General features: G+C 64.2%; 20 protein-coding genes, 1 tRNA gene and 1 pseudogene. 14 read left to right on the plus strand and 8 right to left on the minus strand.

Annotated elements, in window-relative coordinates:
* Positions 1 to 18 precede the first annotated feature (18 nt).
* The 3 genes from NUV79_RS02205 to carA all read right to left on the minus strand — a co-directional run bounded on the left by NUV79_RS02205 (position 19) and on the right by carA (position 2,565).
* Positions 19 to 834 (minus strand): prephenate dehydrogenase, encoded by an 816-nt coding sequence (locus NUV79_RS02205; RefSeq protein ID WP_257731434.1) that lies wholly within the window; start codon positions 832 to 834, stop codon positions 19 to 21.
* 171 nt (positions 835 to 1,005) lie between these two features.
* Positions 1,006 to 1,335 (minus strand): NIPSNAP family protein, encoded by a 330-nt coding sequence (locus NUV79_RS02210; RefSeq protein ID WP_257731435.1) that lies wholly within the window; start codon positions 1,333 to 1,335, stop codon positions 1,006 to 1,008.
* Positions 1,336 to 1,356: 21 nt separating this feature from the next.
* Positions 1,357 to 2,565, minus strand: a complete 1,209-nt coding sequence (gene carA / locus NUV79_RS02215) for a glutamine-hydrolyzing carbamoyl-phosphate synthase small subunit (RefSeq protein WP_257731436.1) — start codon at positions 2,563 to 2,565, stop codon at positions 1,357 to 1,359.
* A gap of 161 nt (positions 2,566 to 2,726) precedes the next feature.
* Here carA and NUV79_RS02220 point away from each other — a divergent pair, with 161 nt between their 5' ends.
* The 3 genes from NUV79_RS02220 (at position 2,727) to rpoD (ending at position 7,518) form a co-directional block, all read left to right on the plus strand.
* Positions 2,727 to 3,194 (plus strand): GatB/YqeY domain-containing protein, encoded by a 468-nt coding sequence (locus NUV79_RS02220; protein WP_257731437.1) that lies wholly within the window; start codon positions 2,727 to 2,729, stop codon positions 3,192 to 3,194.
* Between the two features lie 220 nt (positions 3,195 to 3,414).
* Entirely contained in the window at positions 3,415 to 5,313 is a 1,899-nt protein-coding gene (dnaG, locus tag NUV79_RS02225) for a DNA primase (RefSeq protein ID WP_257731438.1), read from the plus strand.
* A 195-nt stretch (positions 5,314 to 5,508) separates the two neighbouring features.
* Entirely contained in the window at positions 5,509 to 7,518 is a 2,010-nt protein-coding gene (gene rpoD, locus NUV79_RS02230; protein ID WP_257731439.1) for an RNA polymerase sigma factor RpoD, read from the plus strand.
* A gap of 2 nt (positions 7,519 to 7,520) precedes the next feature.
* Here the strand turns inward: rpoD and NUV79_RS02235 are convergent, their stop codons facing one another.
* Positions 7,521 to 7,736 (minus strand): hypothetical protein, encoded by a 216-nt coding sequence (locus NUV79_RS02235; RefSeq protein ID WP_257731440.1) that lies wholly within the window; start codon positions 7,734 to 7,736, stop codon positions 7,521 to 7,523.
* On the opposite strand from NUV79_RS02235, the gene NUV79_RS02240 reads away from it, so the two are divergent.
* The 4 genes from NUV79_RS02240 to NUV79_RS02255 all read left to right on the plus strand — a co-directional run bounded on the left by NUV79_RS02240 (position 7,735) and on the right by NUV79_RS02255 (position 9,664).
* Positions 7,735 to 8,295 carry a hypothetical protein gene (locus tag NUV79_RS02240; protein ID WP_257731441.1) on the plus strand — a complete coding sequence of 187 codons (561 nt, stop codon included), beginning with the start codon at positions 7,735 to 7,737 and terminating at the stop codon, positions 8,293 to 8,295. The genes NUV79_RS02235 and NUV79_RS02240 overlap by 2 nt on opposite strands.
* 81 nt (positions 8,296 to 8,376) lie before the next feature.
* On the plus strand, positions 8,377 to 8,628 hold the full coding sequence (locus tag NUV79_RS02245; RefSeq protein ID WP_257731442.1) for a hypothetical protein: 252 nt from the start codon (positions 8,377 to 8,379) through the stop codon (positions 8,626 to 8,628).
* Entirely contained in the window at positions 8,628 to 9,239 is a 612-nt protein-coding gene (locus tag NUV79_RS02250; RefSeq protein ID WP_257731443.1) for a LysE family translocator, read from the plus strand. The genes NUV79_RS02245 and NUV79_RS02250 overlap by 1 nt, the downstream gene beginning before the upstream one ends.
* Positions 9,239 to 9,664: a secondary thiamine-phosphate synthase enzyme YjbQ gene (locus NUV79_RS02255; RefSeq protein ID WP_257731444.1), complete on the plus strand. Its 426-nt coding sequence runs from the start codon at positions 9,239 to 9,241 to the stop codon at positions 9,662 to 9,664. Before NUV79_RS02250 ends, NUV79_RS02255 begins: the two co-directional genes overlap by 1 nt.
* A gap of 4 nt (positions 9,665 to 9,668) precedes the next feature.
* Here NUV79_RS02255 and NUV79_RS02260 read toward each other — a convergent pair whose 3' ends face one another.
* Positions 9,669 to 9,920: a DUF2798 domain-containing protein gene (locus NUV79_RS02260; RefSeq protein ID WP_257731445.1), complete on the minus strand. Its 252-nt coding sequence runs from the start codon at positions 9,918 to 9,920 to the stop codon at positions 9,669 to 9,671.
* A 149-nt stretch (positions 9,921 to 10,069) separates the two neighbouring features.
* Entirely contained in the window at positions 10,070 to 10,387 is a 318-nt protein-coding gene (locus NUV79_RS02265) for a hypothetical protein (RefSeq protein WP_257731446.1), read from the minus strand.
* A 204-nt stretch (positions 10,388 to 10,591) separates the two neighbouring features.
* Here NUV79_RS02265 and NUV79_RS02270 point away from each other — a divergent pair, with 204 nt between their 5' ends.
* The 6 genes from NUV79_RS02270 (at position 10,592) to NUV79_RS02295 (ending at position 17,359) form a co-directional block, all read left to right on the plus strand.
* Positions 10,592 to 10,879, plus strand: coding sequence for an HlyU family transcriptional regulator (locus NUV79_RS02270; protein ID WP_257731447.1), 288 nt, complete (start codon positions 10,592 to 10,594; stop codon positions 10,877 to 10,879).
* Between the two features lie 139 nt (positions 10,880 to 11,018).
* The gene (locus NUV79_RS02275; RefSeq protein WP_257731448.1) at positions 11,019 to 12,257 is read left to right on the plus strand and encodes an MFS transporter; all 1,239 of its coding nucleotides are present in this window, start codon (positions 11,019 to 11,021) and stop codon (positions 12,255 to 12,257) included.
* 98 nt (positions 12,258 to 12,355) lie between these two features.
* Positions 12,356 to 12,763: an acyl-CoA thioesterase gene (locus NUV79_RS02280; protein ID WP_257731449.1), complete on the plus strand. Its 408-nt coding sequence runs from the start codon at positions 12,356 to 12,358 to the stop codon at positions 12,761 to 12,763.
* 312 nt (positions 12,764 to 13,075) lie between these two features.
* Positions 13,076 to 15,484 (plus strand): methyl-accepting chemotaxis protein, encoded by a 2,409-nt coding sequence (locus NUV79_RS02285; protein WP_257731450.1) that lies wholly within the window; start codon positions 13,076 to 13,078, stop codon positions 15,482 to 15,484.
* Between the two features lie 116 nt (positions 15,485 to 15,600).
* Positions 15,601 to 15,676, plus strand: a tRNA-Ile gene (locus NUV79_RS02290).
* Between the two features lie 66 nt (positions 15,677 to 15,742).
* Positions 15,743 to 17,359: a site-specific integrase gene (locus tag NUV79_RS02295; RefSeq protein ID WP_257731451.1), complete on the plus strand. Its 1,617-nt coding sequence runs from the start codon at positions 15,743 to 15,745 to the stop codon at positions 17,357 to 17,359.
* Here the strand turns inward: NUV79_RS02295 and NUV79_RS02300 are convergent.
* Entirely contained in the window at positions 17,328 to 17,570 is a 243-nt protein-coding gene (locus tag NUV79_RS02300) for a helix-turn-helix domain-containing protein (protein WP_257731452.1), read from the minus strand. The two genes, NUV79_RS02295 and NUV79_RS02300, sit on opposite strands and share 32 nt — an antisense overlap.
* 87 nt (positions 17,571 to 17,657) lie before the next feature.
* On the opposite strand from NUV79_RS02300, the gene NUV79_RS02305 reads away from it, so the two are divergent.
* Complete coding sequence (locus NUV79_RS02305; protein ID WP_257731453.1) at positions 17,658 to 18,260, plus strand: hypothetical protein; 603 nt, start codon at positions 17,658 to 17,660, stop codon at positions 18,258 to 18,260.
* Between the two features lie 165 nt (positions 18,261 to 18,425).
* Here NUV79_RS02305 and NUV79_RS02310 read toward each other — a convergent pair.
* A pseudogene (locus NUV79_RS02310) lies at positions 18,426 to 19,070 on the minus strand (recombinase family protein).
* Positions 19,071 to 19,414: the final 344 nt, after the last annotated feature.

Consider the following 19,414-nt stretch of genomic DNA (forward strand, 5'->3'; position numbering starts at 1 on the left):
TGGCGCGGGGTGCGAAGGCTAGGCCTGCGCGACCTCTGCGACCTTGTGAGGCAGGGCGGGAGGTGGCGCCGCTTCGGCATGGCCGTGCTCCAGAAACAGCCGCATCTCCTCGGCCAGCGCGAAGAAGCGATCGCGGACCGCCTTGGCATGCGGGTTGGCGCGCTCGATCGCCATGAAGACGTTCGGCGCGTCGTAGCGCACCATTTCGGTCGCCTGCATCAGCAGATCGAAGCTCGCCGTGGTCATCGTGCGGGGCAGCGGCTCCATCCTGACCAGGATCTTGGCGATGAGATGGGTCAGGCCCTGAACCATCGCGACCTCGCGGTCATGGGCGTCAGCCGTGGTGATGATCACCTTCAGTTTGAGGACATGGCGCAGGAAGGCGGCGATGCGCGGCGTGCTGCCGCCTCTGATCGGGCAGAGCGCGATCTTGAGGCCGGCGAGCCCGTTGCGGGCGCTCTGCGGGCCGAAAAGCGGATGCGTGCCGATGATCTCGACGTCATCCGGGAGTGCGGCCTGCATGGCGCGGGCCGGGCCGATCTTGACCGAACCGACATCGAGCACGATCGCGCCAGCCCTGAGATGCGGACGCAAGGCCGCGATCGCCTCGGGGATCGCCGGGACGGGTACCGCGAGGATGACGAGGTCGCAAGCGGCGACTTCGGCAGCGGTCGCCGGCCGCAATCCCTTGCCGCTCGCGTCGGCTGCGGGCGCGTTGGCGGAATCGCAGACGCGTAGCGCGAAATGCGGCTGTAGATGGCGGGCCATCAGGCGCCCGAAGGCGCCGAAGCCCATGATGCCGATGGTAGAGATGGTTCTGATTTTTGAAGACATCGCTCTGGTCCGGTGGGAGCCGCGATGCCGGGTGATCTGCCTGAATTCAACCGCCAGCGCGGCGGTTGAACATGGGAATGCCACCGCCTCTATGAGGACGGGGCGTAATAGCTGCGGTGGAGGGCCATCAGGCTGATCATGCGCTGCTTAAACCGCGCAGCGACCTCGTTGTCAATCGAGAGCCGGCGAATAGGCGGTCGGCGTCATCACGCGATCCTCGATCGCGCCGACGAGGCTGCCATGCTCCAGCGAGGTCACGCGCTTGACCTCGATCCATTCGGGATCGGCCATGAAGCTCGCCCAGGCCTTCGCCTTGGTCTCGGCATCGGGCCAGGCGAGGATATAGGCGAATTCGGTGCGCCCGGCGCTCGCGGTCTCCCACATGGCGACGATGCGGAAGCCATGGCGGGCCATGATCCGCGCGGCATGGTCGCGGAAGCGGGCATGGAAGGCCGCCTTGTTGCGCTCGAAGATCTCGTAGATGCGCAACTGGTGGATCATGCCCGTCTCCTTCGGCAGCCCTCAGGCCGCCTTCTTCGCCTTCTCGGCCGCCATCAGCTCGGTGAAGCGGTTGAAGAGATAGTGGCTGTCCTGCGGGCCGGGCGAGGCTTCCGGGTGGTGCTGGACGCTGAAGGCCGGGCGGTCGGTGAGCGCGATGCCGCTGTTCGAGCCGTCGAAGAGCGAGACATGGGTCTCGACCGCATTCGCCGGCAGGCTCGCCGGATCGACCGCGAAGCCGTGGTTCATCGAGACGATCTCGACCTTGCCGGTGGTCTTGTCCTGCACCGGATGGTTCGCGCCGTGATGCCCCTGCTTCATCTTCAGGGTCTGGCCGCCGATGGCGAGCGCCATCATCTGGTGGCCCAGGCAGATGCCGAAGGTCGGGACCTTCTTGTCGAGCAACTCCTTGATCACCGGCACGGCGTACTCGCCGGTCGCGGCGGGGTCGCCCGGGCCATTGGAGAGGAAGATGCCGTCCGGATTGAGCGAGAGGATGTCGGCGGCAGTCGCAGTCGAGGGCACGACGGTGACGTCGCAGCCGGCCTTGGCGAGCAAGCGCAGGATGTTGCGCTTCACGCCGTAATCGATCGCGACGACCTTGAAATTGTTGCTCTCGCGCTTGCCGTAGCCGGCCGGCCAGACCCAGGGCGTCTCGTCCCAGTCATAGCGCTGCGCGGCGGTGACCAGCGGGACGAGGTCGAGCCCGGCCATGGAGGGCAGCCCGGCCGCCTGCTTCTTGAGGCGCTCGATGTCGAAGACGCCGTCCGGGCTATGGGCGAGGATCGCGTTCGGCATGCCGTTGTCGCGGATCAGCGCGGTGAGCGCGCGGGTATCGACGCCGCAGATGCCGACGATGTTGCGGGCCTTGAGCCAGGCATCGAAATGCCGGTTCGCGCGCCAGTTCGATGGCTCGGTGATCGCGGCATGGAGCACGCAGCCGCGCACGCCGGAGGAGGCGGCGGCGTTCACCGTCTCCGTGTCCTCCTCGTTCACGCCGACATTGCCGACATGCGGGAAGGTGAAGGTGATGATCTGCCCGGCATAGGACGGGTCGGTCAGGATTTCCTGATAGCCGGTCATCGCCGTGTTGAAGCAGACTTCGCCCGGCGCCTCGCCGATGGCACCGAGGCCGAAGCCTTCCAGCACCGTGCCATCAGCCAAGACGAGGAGCGCGGTCGCGCGCGGTTCGGTCCAGCCGCCTGCGGCGGGGTTTCCTTCGGGAGCGGTCATGTCTATGTCTCGGTCCAGTCCGCTTGAGCGGAAAAATGCGGGGGCGGGGCTGCGGCAATCCACTCCGCCGGTCTGGAACGCGAGCCTTAAAGAGCCGGGCGCTGCCCGTCAATCGAAGCTGGCGCAGGCCGCACAGGACAAAAGAGCAAGAGAAAAGGACAATGACGATGACCAGCCTGCGCGAGCGCTTCACGGCCGACATGAAGGAAGCGATGAAGGCCGGCGAGAAGGCGAAGGTCGCGGCGATCCGCCTGATCAGCGCCGCGCTGAAGGAAAAGGACATCGAGGCCCGCGGCGCCGGCAAGGGCGAGGCGACCTCCGACGAGATCCTCGGCGTGCTCCAGAAGATGATCAAGCAGCGCCAGGAATCGATCGCGATCTACGACGCCAATAACCGCCCGGAGCTTGCCGAAGGCGAGCGCGTCGAGGTCGCGGTGATCTCGTCCTATCTGCCGAAGCAGATGTCGGATGACGAGGTGAAGGCTGCGATCGACAAGGCCGTGACTGACACCGGCGCGACCGCCGTCAAGGACATGGGCAAGGTCATCGGCGTGCTGCGGGCGGCCTATGCCGGCCAGATGGATTTCGGCAAGGTCAGCCCGATGGTGAAGGCCGCGCTCGGCGGCTGAGTTCGGTAGGGCTGGAAGGCCTGGGCCGTCATGCTCGGGCTTGACCCGAGCATCTCCGAAACCAGTGTCTTCTCGTCCTGAGATTCTCGGGTCGGCGCTTCTCGCCGCCCGAGAATGACGAGCCTGCTTGGATGTCTCCGCTTGTGGATATTGCCGACAAGCCTTGTCGCAGGCGTATTCGAGGTTGGCTTTCCTGCGCATAGGGGCCACATCAAGAGCCATGAAATTCCCGCCCTCCGTCCTTGAGGAGATCAAGGCGCGGCTGCCTGTCTCGGCGGTCGTGGGCAAGCGCGTGCGCCTGCAGAAGGCCGGGCGCGAGTGGAAGGGGCTCTCGCCCTTCAATGCCGAGAAGACGGCCTCATTCTTCGTCAACGACCAGAAGGCCTCGTTCTTCGATTTCTCGTCGGGCAAGAATGGCGACATCTTCAAATTCGTGATGGAGACCGAGGGGCTCTCCTTCCCGGAGGCGGTCGAGAAGCTCGCGGCCGAGGCCGGCGTCATCCTGCCGAAGATCACGGCGGAGGCGCAGGTCCAGGAGGAGAAGCGCAAGGGGCTGCACGAGGTCGTGGAGCTCGCGGCGCAGTTCTTCGAGGCCGAGCTGATGGGCGATCGCGGTGGCGGAGCCCGGCGCTATCTAGCGACGCGCGGGCTCGACGGCGAGGCGCGCACGCGCTTCCGGCTGGGCTACGGACCGGCGGATCGTTTTGCCTTGCGTGACCATCTGGCGGGGAAGGGCGTTCCGGCCGAATTGATGATGGAAGCGGGGCTGCTGGTGCATGGCGAGGAGATCGCCGTGCCCTATGACCGCTTCCGCGACCGGGTGATGTTCCCGATCCATGATTCCCGCGGACGGGTCATCGCCTTCGGCGGGCGGGCGATGAGCTCGGAGGTCGCGGCGAAATACCTGAATTCGCCGGAGACACCGCTCTTTCACAAGGGCCATCTGCTGTTCAACCACCACAATGCCCGCAAGGCCGCGCATGACACCGGGCAGGTCGTGGTGGTCGAGGGCTATGTCGACGTCATCGCCATGTCGCTCTCTGGCTTTCCGCAGAGTGTGGCGCCGCTCGGCACGGCCCTGACCGAGGACCAGCTGGGCCTGCTCTGGCGCATGGCGGACGAGCCGGTGATCTGCCTCGATGGCGACAAGGCCGGCCGCAAGGCCGCGAGCCGGGCGATCGATATCGCGCTGCCGCTGCTGGAGCCTGGTAAGTCGCTGTCCTTCGCGCTGCTCCCGGATGGGCAGGACCCGGATGACCTCGCCCGCTCCGGTGGCCGGCAGGCGATCGCCGAGGTGGTCGCGGCGGCGCGCCCGCTGGTCGACATGCTCTGGCAGCGCGAGGTCGAGGCCGGCCCGCTCGATACGCCGGAGCGCCGTGCGGCCTTCGAGCGGCGCCTGAAGGAGCCGCTCGGGCAGATCCGCGACGAGACCACGCGCAAGCATTACCGCCGCGAGATGGACGAGCGGCTGGCGCAGCTCTTCGCCAGTGCCGCCCCGGCGCGGCCGGAACGCGGCGGCGGAGGCGGAAACTTCCAGCGCGGCCGGGGTGGGGCGCCCCAGCGCGGCGGGTTCGGCCGGCAGGTGCCGCCATGGCTCGCCGGGCCGCTCAAGGCTTCGAGCGCGCTGACGCAATCGCGTCTCGTGGCGAAACTGCGCGGCGAGGACCAGCGCGAGGCCTTCATCCTGCTGGCGCTGGCGAGCCATCCCGACCTGCTCATGCGCTGCGCCGACGAGATCGCGGAGCTGTCCCTGGACGGGCCGGCGGCCGAGCGCTTCCGGCAGGCTCTGCTCGATGCCGTCGAGGACACGCTCGACCGGGAGACGCTGGCGAATCGGCTGGCGCAGCCGCGCGTCAGGGAAGCGCAGGGCCATCTCATGGCCGTCACCGGGCCGGCCGAGCGGCGCAAGCTCGCGCAAGATGCTGATCCTGAATCGGTTTTTGACTCGATTCATCAGGCCATCGTCTTGCATCATCGCGCGCGGACGCTAAATAGCGAGTTGAGAGCAGCCGAGCGCGCCTTGGCTGACGACGCGACCGAAGCCAATTTCGCCTGGATCAAGGACGTGAAGGCCCGCCTCGAGACGATCGAAGGCACCGAGGCCATGTCCGAGGATTGATCGCCCAGCGAGTGGTGGACGCGGGTCTTGTGCGCGCAAGCTGTGGGGTGGTTCACGATTCGTCAACGACGTCTGGTGCCATCTGCAACTGGATTTGGGTGGGTGAGCGCGCCGGGCCTGCGGTCGCGCCGCCCTTTTATGCGTCGGTATATGGCTGTCTCGGCCAGAGCCGGCGCGAGTGCGGAGCGCTGATTGATGGCGACTAAAGCGAGCGAACGGGAAAAGACCGATCAGGTCGCGCCGGATGCCCCCCCGACTACCGACGGCCCGTTGCTCGACCTGACCGATCAGGCCGTAAGGCGGATGATCAAGCTCGCGAAGAAGCGCGGCTATGTCACCTATGACGAACTGAACGAAGTGCTGCCGTCCGAGGAGTTCTCCTCGGAGCAGATTGAGGATGTGCTCGGCCAGCTCAGCGAGCAGGGCATCAACGTCGTCGACAACGAGGACCCGGAAGCGGCCGGCGAGGAACGCGCCAACCGCAAGGATGGCGGCGCCGACGAGGAAGAGCCCGAGGGCGGCGACATGGTCGACGCCTCGCGCCAGACCCTGCCGGTCGAGACCAAGCGCAATCTGGAGCCGACCGAGCGCACCGACGATCCCGTGCGCATGTATCTGCGCGAGATGGGCTCGGTCGAGCTGCTCTCGCGCGAGGGCGAGATCGCGATCGCCAAGCGCATCGAGGCCGGCCGCGAGGCGATGATCGCGGGCCTCTGCGAGAGCCCGCTGACCTTCCAGGCCATCATCATCTGGCGTGACGAGCTCGTCGACGGCAAGGTGCTGCTGCGCGACATCATCGATCTTGAAGCGACCTATGCCGGCCCCGACGGCAAGAACCCCACTGTTCCCGGCGAAGAGGAGGCCGAGGAGGGCGAGCAGGCCGAGACCCCGGAGGGCGAGACCCCGCCGGACATGGACGACGACGACATGGAGAACAACGTGTCGCTCTCGGCCATGGAGGCCGAGCTGAAGCCGCGCGTGCTCGAAACCTTCAACGCCATCGCCGACGACTACAAGAAGCTGCGCCGCCTGCAGGACCAGGACATCGCCAACCGGCTGGAGAATACCAAGCTCTCGCCGTCGCAGGATCGCAAGTACAAGAAGCTCAAGGACGACATCATCACCGCGGTGAAGTCGCTCTCGCTCAACAACAACCGCATCGAGGCGCTGGTCGAGCAGCTCTACGACATCAACAAGCGCCTGATCGGCCATGAGACGCGCCTGCTGCGCCTCGCCGAGAGCTATGGCGTGGCGCGCGACGACTTCCTCAAGCAGCATGTCGGCGGCGAGCTCGATCCGAAATGGGTCCTGCGCGTCTCGAAGCTCGGCTCGCGCGGCTGGAAGGAGTTCGTCGCGGCGGAGCTGGAGCGGATCAAGCAATTGCGCGAGGAGGTGCACACGCTCGCCTCCGAGACCGGCCTGGAGATCCAGGAATTCCGCAAGATCGTGCTGATGGTCCAGAAGGGCGAGCGCGAGGCCCGGCAGGCCAAGAAGGAGATGATCGAGGCGAACCTGCGTCTCGTGATCTCGATCGCCAAGAAGTACACGAACCGCGGCCTGCAGTTCCTCGACCTGATCCAGGAAGGCAATATCGGCCTGATGAAGGCGGTCGACAAGTTCGAGTACCGCCGTGGCTACAAGTTCTCGACCTATGCGACCTGGTGGATCCGGCAGGCGATCACCCGCTCGATCGCCGACCAGGCCCGCACGATCCGCATCCCTGTCCACATGATCGAGACGATCAACAAGATCGTGCGGACCTCGCGCCAGATGCTGCACGAGATCGGCCGCGAGCCGACCCCGGAGGAGCTGGCCGAGAAGCTGGCCATGCCGCTGGAGAAGGTGCGAAAGGTTCTGAAGATCGCCAAGGAGCCGATCTCGCTGGAAACCCCGATCGGCGACGAGGAAGATTCGCATCTCGGCGACTTCATCGAGGACAAGAACGCGATCCTGCCGATCGACGCCGCGATCCAGAGCAATCTGCGTGAGACGACGACCCGTGTGCTGGCCTCGCTCACCCCGCGCGAGGAGCGCGTGCTGCGCATGCGCTTCGGCATCGGCATGAACACCGACCACACGCTCGAAGAGGTCGGCCAGCAGTTCAGCGTCACCCGCGAGCGCATCCGCCAGATCGAGGCGAAGGCGCTGCGCAAGCTGAAGCATCCGAGCCGGAGCCGGAAGCTGCGGAGCTTCCTCGACAACTGACGTCAGGCGGCTTCCTGCCGACCAAGAACAAAGCCCGTTTCCGCGCTGCGGAGGCGGGCTTTTTCTTTTGGCGGGCCTTGCCGTGGCTTGCCGGATGAGCCTCCTGCGAACGTAGGATGCCCGCGCAGCGGTGGCTGGCCAGTCTGCCGCCGCTCGATCATTGCGGACATGTGGTCGATCTTCGGGATCCCCGCCTTCCGCTCCAGGAGTTCGCCCATGCTCCCCTTTACCTATGACTCCCTTGCCGACCGCTACGCCACGGTTCGCCCCTGGGCGAAGAGCGCGGTCGGCGATACCTTCAATCGCTGCGCCATCTGCATGGGCTATACGATGCGCATCACGCCCTCCGGGGACGATGTGACGATCGAAGCCATCATGAACGATGAGCTCGGAACATCTTTCCGGGGCGCGCGGGCGCTGCCGGGCGGGCCGCAATCCGGGGTTCCCCGCGGTTCGCGGGAGCCGCTGCGGGGGCTCAGCCAGATGCTCTTCATCCGGGCCGCGGAGCTGCTGCCGCGCATCCGGCGCGCCTATGGCAAGCCCGATATCGAGGGCGTCTGCCGGGAGGTCACGCCCAAGGTGCTCGGTCGCAAGGGCGTGCTCTACCTGGAAAACTGCTACCAGACGGCGGGAGACAAGAAATGGTCGTTCCTGTTCATGGAGCGGACCACCGGTGACCACTGGGACCTGTTCGACGGCTCCAAGATCGTCGCGCAGGACGACTGGTTGTGCGGCAACAACCACACCGGGCAGCTCCATTTCTGGCAGGCGCGATAGCCATCTTTGCCAACTGCCCGATCCTGCCACAGTTCTGCTAAGGTCGCCGCGAAGATCGGCGCTTCCGTCGGAGGAGAGCAGATGACCGGTATCCCAACGCCCGAAGAGATCGAGGCTGCCCAGGCGGCGCTCCAGGCACAAGCCCAGAACGAGCCGAAACAGGAAACGGGCTCCGCCACGGCCGACATCATCGGCGGCGCCCTCGATATCGCGGGGACCGTCACGATCGATGTGGCCGGGGCCGTGGTTCAGGGCGTAGGAACCGTCGCGGTAGCGACCGGCGAGGCGGTTGTCACCGTCATCGGCGGCATCTTCGAAGGCTTGAGTTCCTGATGTCGCCTGAATTCCTGCTGACCTCGCTGATCATCGTCGCGTCACCGGGCACCGGCGCGATCTACACCATCGCCGCTGGCCTGACGCGCGGCTCGCGGGCGAGCGTGCTCGCCGCCTTCGCCTGCACGATCGGGATCGTGCCGCATCTGATCGCGGCGATGATGGGGATCGCGGCGCTGCTGCATGCCAGCGCGCTCGCCTTCGCCATCGTGAAATATGCCGGCGTCGCCTATCTGCTCTACATGGCTTGGCAGACGCTCCGGGAGCATGGCGCGCTCAAGGTCGAGACCAAGGCGGATGCGCGCTCGGCCTGGCTGGTGCTGCGCGACGGGCTCGCGCTCAACCTGCTCAACCCCAAGCTCTCGATCTTCTTCGTCGCCTTCCTGCCGCAATTCATAGCGGCCGATGAGGCAAGCCCGGGCGCGCGCATGCTGGAGCTCTCCGGCGTGTTCATGGCGATGACCTTCATCGTCTTCGCGCTCTACGGACTCTTCGCCGCGGCGATGCGCGACAAGGTCATCAGCCGCCCGGCGGTGATGGCCTGGCTGCGCCGCAGCTTCGCCGCCGCCTTCGTCGCGCTCGGCGCCAAGCTCGCGCTGACCGAGCGCTGATGGCGCGGCAGGCGATCCTGAGCGTCGAGACGCGCGGGCCGGGGCTCTACGAGTTCACCGACCGCGCCGTCTCCTTCGTCAGGGACAGTGGCGAGGCGAGCGGGTTGCTGACGCTGTTCGTGCGGCACACCTCCTGCTCGCTCTTGATCCAGGAGAATGCCGACCCGGATGTGCGCCGCGATCTCGACGCATTCTTCCGCGGGCTCGTGCCGTCGGCGGATGATCCGGCGATGGCCTATCTCGTTCATCGCGACGAAGGACCGGACGACATGCCAGCCCATATCAAGGCGGCGCTGACCCCGGTCTCGCTCTCGATTCCGGTGATGGGCGGGCGCCTCGCGCTCGGTACCTGGCAGGGCATCTATCTGTTCGAGCACCGCCAGAGACCGCATCGGCGCGAGGTCGCCCTCCACCTCTGCGCTTGAGAGGTCAGGCCGGCGGCGCGACCACAAGCGCGACGAGGCGCCGGACGATCGGCAGGACCAGCAGCAGCGTCGGGAAGGCGACGAGCCAGGACAGGGCCCAGGCGCCGGGCCAGGTCTGGAGGCATTCGGCTGTGAAACCGAGGGCCTTCACGGTCGAGATCCCGGAGACGACGAAGGTCATCAGGATGGACAGGAAGAAAGGCATCACCACGCCGGCATAACGCGCGGGGAGGCGAGGGAAGGTCGAGCTGGTCATGGACAGGCTTTCGCAAGGTGCAGGCCGCTCGGATGCATCCGATACGGCTTCATGCCGGTTGGATGCGTTGCCTGACGTGAGACGCTTACGAACGGGACCGAGGCCCGATGGCGGCTCCATAGCCAATCGGCGCGGGGTTGCCAAGCCACCTACCGCGCCGCAAACAGGTCCGGCTCCGGCATGGGCTCCCAGGCTTCGCCCGCGCCGACGAAGCAACTCCGGCCGGCGGGAGTCGTGGCCAGAAGGGTCCAGCTGCCGGTCGGTCCGACATAAAGCTCGAACAGGACGCCGCTCTCCGCCAGCCCGCTGCCGATCCTGCGCTCGCCGAAGGTCTCGTGCAGCTGGCCGATGACATGGTTGCGGTCGGCGCAAGGCGGTCCGCGCGGCGACGGCTGCTGGGCGAATGCAGGTGCTGCGAGCGTCGCGCCGGCCAGCCCCGCGATCATCAGGAATTTGCCGAGTGTCATGACCACCTCCCTGTCCGGAGGCAGCCGCTCGGGCGGCAGGATATCGGGAAGCCTTGCGGCTGCCCTGAACACCATGAATGTGGGGAGCGGCGACGGGCCGTTCAAGCGGGGAGCCGGCGATGGGCTCTTCCCGATCAAGCGAAACAGCGCTCCCCTTGAAGCCGCTCCTGCCCTATATCAGGCCGCGAGCAATGCGGAGGCACCATGTCTTTCTTCAAATCGCTGTTCGGTGGCCGCAAGCCGGCCGAGGACAAGCCCGCCGGCCCGGTCAAGAGCATCGAGCATAACGGCTTCACCATCCATGCCACGCCCTATCAGGAAGGCGGCCAGTACCAGCTTTGCGGCGTCATCGAGAAGGTCGTCGATGGCGAGACGAAGAGCCATCGCTTCATCCGGGCCGACCGCTTTCCGGGGCAGGCCGAGGCCGCCGACTTCACCTTGATCAAAGGCCAGCAGATCGTCGACATGGAAGGCGATCGCGTCTTCCGCTGAAGCGGCGGTGCACGGGTTTGGAATGATTCCTGCCGCTGGCGCGCGGCAGGGCTGCCTCGCATGCGCTTGCCCGGCGGATTCCAGTCGCTAAAGCTGCCCGGAGAAGAGCCACCTACGAATGCGTGGCCGCCGAGGAAGCATGTCCCAGGACGCCGACCGTTACCAACCTGATTCGTCCTATGCCTGGCTGAGGCTCGCCGTCGCGCTGGTGATCGGCACGGTCGCCTGCGTCGGCTCCTGGTCGGTCGTCGTCGTGCTGCCGGCGATGCAGGGCGAATTCGGCACGCTGCGGGCCGGCGCCTCGCTGCCCTATACCTTCGCCATGCTGGGCTTCGGCGCCGGCAACATCATCATGGGCCGGGTCGCGGATCGCTACGGCATCATGGTCCCGATCGTGATGGGTGCGTTTCTGCTGGCGGCCGGTTACTCGGCTGCGGCGATGTCGCAATCACTCTGGCAGTTCGCGCTGGCGCACGGGCTCCTGATCGGGATGGGCAGCGCCGCCGGCTTCTCGCCGCTGATCTCGGACCTCTCGCACTGGTTCCGCAAGCACCGTGGCCTCGCCGTGGTCTGCGGCGCCTCGGGCAGCTATCTCGCCGGGGTGTTCTGGCCGCAGGTCATCACCTGGGGCATGGCCAACCATGGCTGGCGCGCCACGCATTTCGGCATTGCCATCGTCACGCTGGTCGTGCTGCTGCCGCTCGCGCCGTTCTTCCGGCGTCAACCCACGGCCGCGACGATGGCTGCGGCGGAGGCGAGCAGCGCGGGCGCGCGCGGCGATCTCGGCCTCAGTGCCGGGCAGCTTCAGCTTTTGCTCTGCGTCGCGGGCTTCGCCTGCTGCGTCGCCATGGCGATGCCGCAGGTCCACATCGTCGCCTATTGCGGCGATCTCGGCTACGGCGTGGCGCGCGGCGCCGAAATGCTCTCGCTGATGATGCTGCTCGGCATCGTCAGCCGCATCGGCTCGGGCTTTGTCGCGGACCGGATCGGCGGCGTGGCGACGCTGGCGCTGGGCTCGCTGATGCAGGGCGTCGCGCTCTTCCTCTATCTCTGGTTCGACGGCCTGCAGTCGCTCTATGTCGTCAGCGGCATCTTCGGCCTGTTCCAGGGCGGCATCGTGCCGATGTACGCCGTCGTCATCCGCGAATATCTCCCGGCCAAGCAGGCGGGCGTGCGCATCGGCCTGGTGATGTCGGTGACCGTGCTCGGCATGGCCTTCGGCGGCTATCTCTCGGGCCTGATCTTCGATTATTTCAGCTCGTACCGGATGGCCTTCCTCAATGGGCTTGCCTGGAACCTGGTCAATCTCGGCGTGGTCTGCTGGCTGATGCTGCGGGCGCGGCAGCGGCCCACGCCGCCGCTTCAGGTCGCTGGCTGAGCCGGCGCGGCTGATTGGGAAGCAGAGCCGCTTGCGCGCCCGCCGCAGCGTCAGCATCATCGCTGAAGCGGATTCCCCCGCTCGCCTGAAGGACGCCCATGAGCCCTGCTGCTGACGGACCCGAGGAAGCCCCGCGCGGGACGCTGACCGTGCGCACGATCGCCATGCCGGGCGATACCAACGCCAATGGCGACATCTTCGGCGGCTGGGTGATGTCGCGGATGGACCAGGCTGGCGGCATTGCCGGCGTCGACCGGGCGCAGGGCCGCGTCGTCACGATCGCGGTCGACGCGATGACCTTCTTCCGTCCGGTCAAGGTCGGCGACGTGCTCAGCGTCTATACTGAGATCGAATCCGTCGGACGGACCTCGATGAAGATACATGTCGAGGCCTGGGCCAAGCGCTTCCGCACTACGCTGCACGAGAAGGTCACCGACGCCACTTTCACCTTCGTCGCGATCGACGAGGAGGGCCGGCCCCGGCCCGTGCCGAAGCCTGAAGGTTAAAGGGATTTAACCTCCTCTAACGTCAGGTGAATCTCTCTGCTGCGAGAGTGATTCAAAAGAATCCACTTTTAAGCGTTCTTTAAGCGCACTTGGACGATGCTGCGCTCCAGACCGGGGGATACGCCCCGGCCAGGGGACTTCCATGGTCTTTCGATGCCGCATGCGGATCCTGCCGCCTGGCTTGCACGCCGGGGGAGGGAGGGGATTCCCATGTCCGCCGCACGATCGCACCGGCTCGGGCCAGGCCCGGGCAGGCGGTTCTTCCTGTTCCGAACTCCTCTCCAGCGTTGCGTGAATCCGGAGTACGACTTCATGACGAAAGCCAAGCCCGTGCGTGAGGGCAAGCCGTTGCGGATCGGTATCGCGCCCCGGATCTACGCCGCTCTCGGCGTGATGACGGCCCTGACCATCGTCTCGTCCTCGGTGGCCTGGTTCTCCTATAACAGCGTCGACCAGACGGTGGACGATCTCGTCGGCCAGAAGATGCCGGTGGTCGAGCTCGCGCTCGAACTCTCGCAGGCGGCGACGCAGTCGACCGCGCTCGCGGCGCGCTTCAGCGAGGTCTCGACGCTGCAGCAGCGTGCGACGCTGACCGGCGAGCTCGACACGGTCGAGGCGCGCCAGCTGGAGCTGCTGCGGCGCATCGCCGAGCAGGGCAAGGTCGACAAGTCCAAGCCGCAATCGGCGATCGACGACCTGGCCCGCCAGATCAACGACATCAACGACCTGACGGGAGAGCGGCTGCGCAACGCCGCCGACACCGCGACCGCGCTCACCGCCCTGTCCAAGGCCCGCGACGGCTTCAGCGCCATGGCCGATTTCGAGACGTCCGACGCGCAGTTCAACGTCAAGATGAACATCACCAGCGCGGCCCAACTCACCGGCGCCGAATTCGATGCCGCGCTGTCCAAGGTGCTGGACAAGGATCTGTCCTCGCTCCAGACCGCCCAGGCACTTCAGCTCCAGATCAGCGAGACCGTCGGCCTGCTGCGCGAGATTTCCCAGGTCGACAGCACCGAGAAGCTTGAGCATGCCAAGTCGCGCCTCAAGGCGCAGCTTGGCCAGGTTCGCGGCCTCGTGATGGCCGCCGACATGCTCCAGGCCAATCCGGCGCGCGGCCAGGCCGTCAATGCCGTGACCGATCTCGGCGAAGGCGCCGGTGGCCTCGTCGCCATCCGCGAGCGCGATCTCGGGACGCAGGCCGCGATCGTCGCCGGCCTGAAGAATCTCGATCAGGCGGCGGAGAAGGTTCGCCGCGAGGTCGGCGAGCTCGTGGCCTCGGCCCGCGGCGGCGCGATCGCCGGTCGCGATTCGACCAAGGCGGTGATCGAGCGCAGTGAAATGACGCTGGCCGCGATCGGCATCGCCTCGCTGCTGGTCGCGCTAGCGCTCTCCTTCTTCTTCGTCCGCCCGATGATCGTCGGCCGCCTCAACCGGCTCTGGGCCGCGACCAAGGCCATCGCCGACGGCGCGCTGGAGACGGTGGTCGACACCAAGGGCAATGACGAGATCTCGGATATCTCGAAGAGTGTCCTGCTGTTCCGCGACAACGCGGTGGCGCTGCGCGCCGCCGAACTCGCCAAGGTCGAGGACGAGGCGCGGGCGCAGGAGCAGCGCCGCGAGATGATGCGCGAGCTGGGCGAGGCCTTTGGCGTCGTCGTCGCGGCCGCTGCGGCCGGCGATTTCACCCAGCGCGTCGCGGCGCAGTTCGCCGATCCCGAGCTCAATGCGCTCGCCGGTTCGGTCAACACGCTGCTGGAGACGGTGCAGACCGGTCTGCTGGAGACCTGCGACGTGCTGGCGGAGCTGTCGGCCGGTCATCTCTCGACCCGGATCGAGGGGATGTATCAGGGGGCCTTCGCCGAGCTCAAGGACGGCACCAACGCGCTGGCCGACGAGTTCGAGAGCACGCTCGCCCGCCTTGCCGAGACGGTTTCGGCCGTCCGCAGCGCGACGAGCGAGATTCTCGACGGCGTCACCGATCTCGCCGAGCGCACCAGCGAGGAGAGCAACGCCGTCTCGATGGCGACCAACCAGCTCGGCGCCTTTGCCGGCACGGTGAAGAAGACCGCGAGCGAGGCAGCCCAGGCGACCGGCATGGCGCAGGGCGCCGAGGCGCGTGCCCAGCAGGGCGAACAGGTTGTGGCCTCGGCTCTGGAAGCGATGCAGCGCATCCGCCAGTCCTCGAGCAAGATCTCCGAGGTCATCGCGATGATCGACGAGATCGCCTTCCAGACCAACCTGCTGGCGCTCAATGCGGCGGTGGAAGCGGCCCGCGCCGGCGATGCCGGCAAGGGCTTCGCGGTGGTCGCAACCGAGGTCCGCAGCCTGGCCAAGCGCTCGGCCGATGCCTCGAACGACGTCAAGAAGCTGGTCGAGGCCGCACATGGCGACGTCAAGGTCGGTGTCGGCCTGGTCGAGGAGACCTCGGCGATGTTCGGCGCGATCGTCTCCTCGGTGAACGAATTGACCGGCCTGATGAACGGCATCTCGCAGACCGCCCGCAGCCAGGCGAGCGATGTCTCGGCGATCAACACCGAGATCGACGGCATCGGCACGATGGCGCATCAGAACGCCGCGCTGGTCGAGGAGACCAATGCCGCGCTCGCGCTGACCGACGAGCAGACGAGAGCGCTGACCGAACATATCGGCCGCTTCACCTTCCGGCAGGGCCATGCCGCCGAGGAGCATGGCGAGCGCAGGCACGCTGCCGCAGCCTGAGAGGGCGATCCGCCTCTTGTGAACGAAACAGGGCCTCCCGGCATTGTCGGGAGGCCCTTTCGATTCCGGCCGCCTATGCCTTGCTTGCCGGGTGGCGGCGATGCTAGGCGAGGAGCGGGCCGGTAGCTCAATGGTTAGAGCTCGCTGCTCATAACAGCGCCGGTGCCGGTTCGAGTCCGGCCCGGCCCACCATTCCGTTTCAGATCAATGCCTTAGCCAGAGGATTGCGCCGGTGCGACATTCTGGTGGGGCATTCTGGTGTTCAATCCGGCCTATTTGCAGCGTTCCAAAAGCGGCATCTTCTATCTCCGTTGGCCGATTCCTCGTCGGCTTCATCCGGTGAACAAGCCGAGCACGCTGAGAATGTCGTTGAAGACCCGAGACCCTAAAGCGGCGCTCCGCATCTCGCGATCTGCCAGCCAGTCGGCGGAGCGGTTGATAGAAGCTGGTGAAAAGCAGGGTATGCGTTATGAGGATATCCGCGAGGTGCTCAGGAAGCACTTTCAAGGCTTGTTCGATAAGCACGCAGAGCAGATCGCCGCGTCGGGTCGATTGAATGATCTGGACAGGTCGGCCTTAGAGACTGGACCTGAGCTGCTTGAATTTGTGGCCACACCAGAGAAAATTTCTGGGTTCATTGCGAAATACAATCTTTCGATTGAACCCGGAACAGAGCCGTATCGCTGGCTACAAGAGGAAATACGGGCCGCTTACAGCAGCTACTGCAAGGCGGTGCTGAAGCACGATGCCGACTTTGAAACCTACGCTTTCGGTGTCGGCACTCTCCCCGCTCCTAAAGATAGCGAGCGGATCGGCGTAAAGCCGGTGGCAATAATGACCGTTTCCGCGTTGGGAGAGGCTTACGAGGCCGAGAAGAAGCTTGCTCGGCAGTGGGTGGCAAAGACGGAGCTTGAGAAAGCCGACCATATCAAGCTCCTGAAGGAAATCCTCGGAGCTGACACAGATATTAGTTCGCTCGGGCCTGTGGCCGGCAAGCGTGTCAAAGACACTCTAAGCGCATACCCGAAAAATCGTGCCAAGAGCGCGATCACCAGAGGCAAGAGCCTTGAAGAGGTTCTTGGTTTGAAAGGCGTCGACACGCTCCACGCTACGACGATCAACAAATACCTTCAGACTTATAGCGACATGTTCGAGTGGGCAAACCGAAACGGATTTGTCGAAAAGAACGTGTTCTCCGGGCTAACGATCAGGCAGGGCAGGCGCGATGGTGACGGGCAGCGCAAGGCTTTCACGGCCGGCCAGATCACTTCAATCGTCGATGCAGTCACCGGGAATGAAAACGCGTTCGTACGCAAGCCTTATCAGAAATGGGGGTCGTTGATCGGCATCTACTCCGGGGCTCGGCTCAATGAGATTGCCCAGCTCCACCTGAAAGACATCCGCCAGCAGGACGATATCTGGTGTTTCGACCTCAACGACGATGATGAGGGCAAACATCTCAAAGCCGTGGCGTCGAAGCGCTTGGTCCCAATGCATCCTATGCTGATTGAATTGGGGCTTTTGCAGTTTGTGCAGGAAATGAAGGCCAAGGGTAGCGAGAGGCTGTTTCCCGATTTCCGATACTGCTCGAAGAATGGTTGGGGCCGCAATCTCGGGAGGTGGTTCAACGAAACGCTGCTTCCCAAGCTCGACTTGAAGCGGAAGGAGCTAGTCTTCCACAGCCTCCGCCATACGGTCGTGACCCAGCTTATGCGGGCCGATGTTGAGGAGCCGATGGTGAAGGCGATTGTCGGGCATGCTCAAGATGGCGTGACGCAACAGAATTATTTCAAGCAGGGTTACAAGCTTCAGCAGCTCGCAGATGCCTTGGGCAAACTGGATTTCAGCGAGGCAGGGTCCGCAGCCGCTCAATGAGAGCATGAATATCTAACTCGATGGCATCCGCAATCGTGAGCAATTCCACAAGGTCAACTCGCCGTTCGCCGCTCTCGATGTTCGCTATGAACGGCTGGTGGCGACCGAACGCTTTGGCAAGCTCAGCCTGTGAGATGCCCTTAGCGCGCCGCTGTTCGGCCAGCGTCGTCGCAATCAGCTTCTGGCGCTCTGAATGGACTGATTTGACCATTGGCCTGTTGACGCGAGGTTCAACAGGCGGCTAATCCGGAAATCAGATTATCCAAAAATCAGATTATTGGCTCATTGAGGGGGGCAAATGACGATAATCATCATAGGGTTGCTGATCATAGGCGCGGTCTGGTTCTTCAAGAATAACACGAGAAGAGGCGCGGAGACTGTTAGGGCATACGTCTACCTGAATCTAATCGAAAGCGGCGTTGATAAGCTGTTGGCTAATCACGCCGTCTTGCATGTCATGAACGTCGAGCCGGACGTCATTCGTTCCGCGAAACTGGCTGTCGCGCGAGTGTATGGAGGCAAGCAGATTCCGATGATCGCAGATGCGTATCTTGCAGGAATGCTGCCACAGTTGTCGCCGGGTACTGCAAGCAGGATCGTGCAAGTGCACCGCGATCGCCGTGTGGCAGGTGCTGGGATAGCGTCAGCAGAACATGTGAGGCCTGCTCCAGACAACAAGACTAATACAGCAGCAGTCATTGGTGAAAATGAATCGGACTTTTCCGATTATTATCGTCAGTATGTCGATGCCCTCAAACTGCGAGATGGAAAGTCAAAAGATGAGTTCCATGTCGTTGAGCTAATGGAGGACGAGCCCATTCGGCGAGCGTTTCGAGATGGCGTGTCAGTGGAGACGCTGGTGAAGCTTTACACAGATCATTACGCTAAGCGGCAGGCCTGAGGCCGTCCCGAGCCTTCGCTAGATTAGCGCCTGAGCAAGGCCTAAGTCAGTTTTAGGCAGGTCGCTGACGCGGCTTACGAGGCTCCTGCGTTACTGCCCGCAAGGTAGGGCGCGCAAGGCTAGCGATGCGCCCTGGCGGGCTCTCTAGGCCCGGCAAATGGCCGCTTAAGTCTCGGCCTTGCCTTCCCACCTCGCGGCAGCTTGTATGACCTTCTCCGGGAAGGCTTTTATTCTAAGCACCGTTTGACGTGTAAGCCCGGTCGCTCTCGCTATCTTCGACGCTCCGTCGCCATTGGCGATCATGTCCTGAACAAGAGATATCTTCTCTGTATCAAATGTAGGTTTGCGTCCTCGATATTTTCGGTCTGTCTGTTTGGCATGCACGATGCCAGCACGTTGAGCTTCCTTGGTTGCTTCAGCTTGAGCCTAGGCCGTAGCCGCCATGAAGGCGATCAGTGCGTCACGGACGGCTTGCTGTATCGGATCGGTCGTTGCGCCATCGAACGTCATTCGATTGATGACGGTCTTGATCACGATGCCCCGATCCATGAATGTCCGGATGGTGTCGCATACATCCCGGTAGTTTCGTCCTAGGCGATCAACCCATCGGACTAACAGCACGTCGCCCCGTCTCAAGATATCATAGAGGCGCTTTCCTTCCGGTCTCTCTGACAGCTTAGTGGCCAATCCCGACACGCCGTCATCAGAAATGGTCTTGTCGATTGCGAAGCCCGCCTGCCGTGCTTGCGTCTCTTGATGCTCTATTGTCTGATCGGATGTTGATACGCGGGCATAGAAAACGGTCTGCATACGGACACCTGTATATGTCTACAAGGGTGGTGTCCGTATAGATATCTGTCCGTTGACTCCTGTCAACCCTTATGGACATCTAATCCGAGCGCTGCCGACATGTCCGATAGGGTATACTCTATCGGTCGCATCGTGGAGGTGGCCGAGGCCTGCTTGATGGTTGGATGCAGAGAAACGAGATAATCGGATATCGTGTATTTATTGTAATCGAATCATTATGGCTTATTGTGCTAGATGTAGATTATCGTAATATCATCAGATTCTAGGCTGTATGATGTACTAGGGTATGTACTAGGGTATGTACTAGGGTATGTACTAGGGTATGTACTAGGGTATGTACTAGG

The organism is Allobosea sp. 47.2.35, assembly GCF_024655635.1.
GTDB lineage: Bacteria > Pseudomonadota > Alphaproteobacteria > Rhizobiales > Beijerinckiaceae > Allobosea.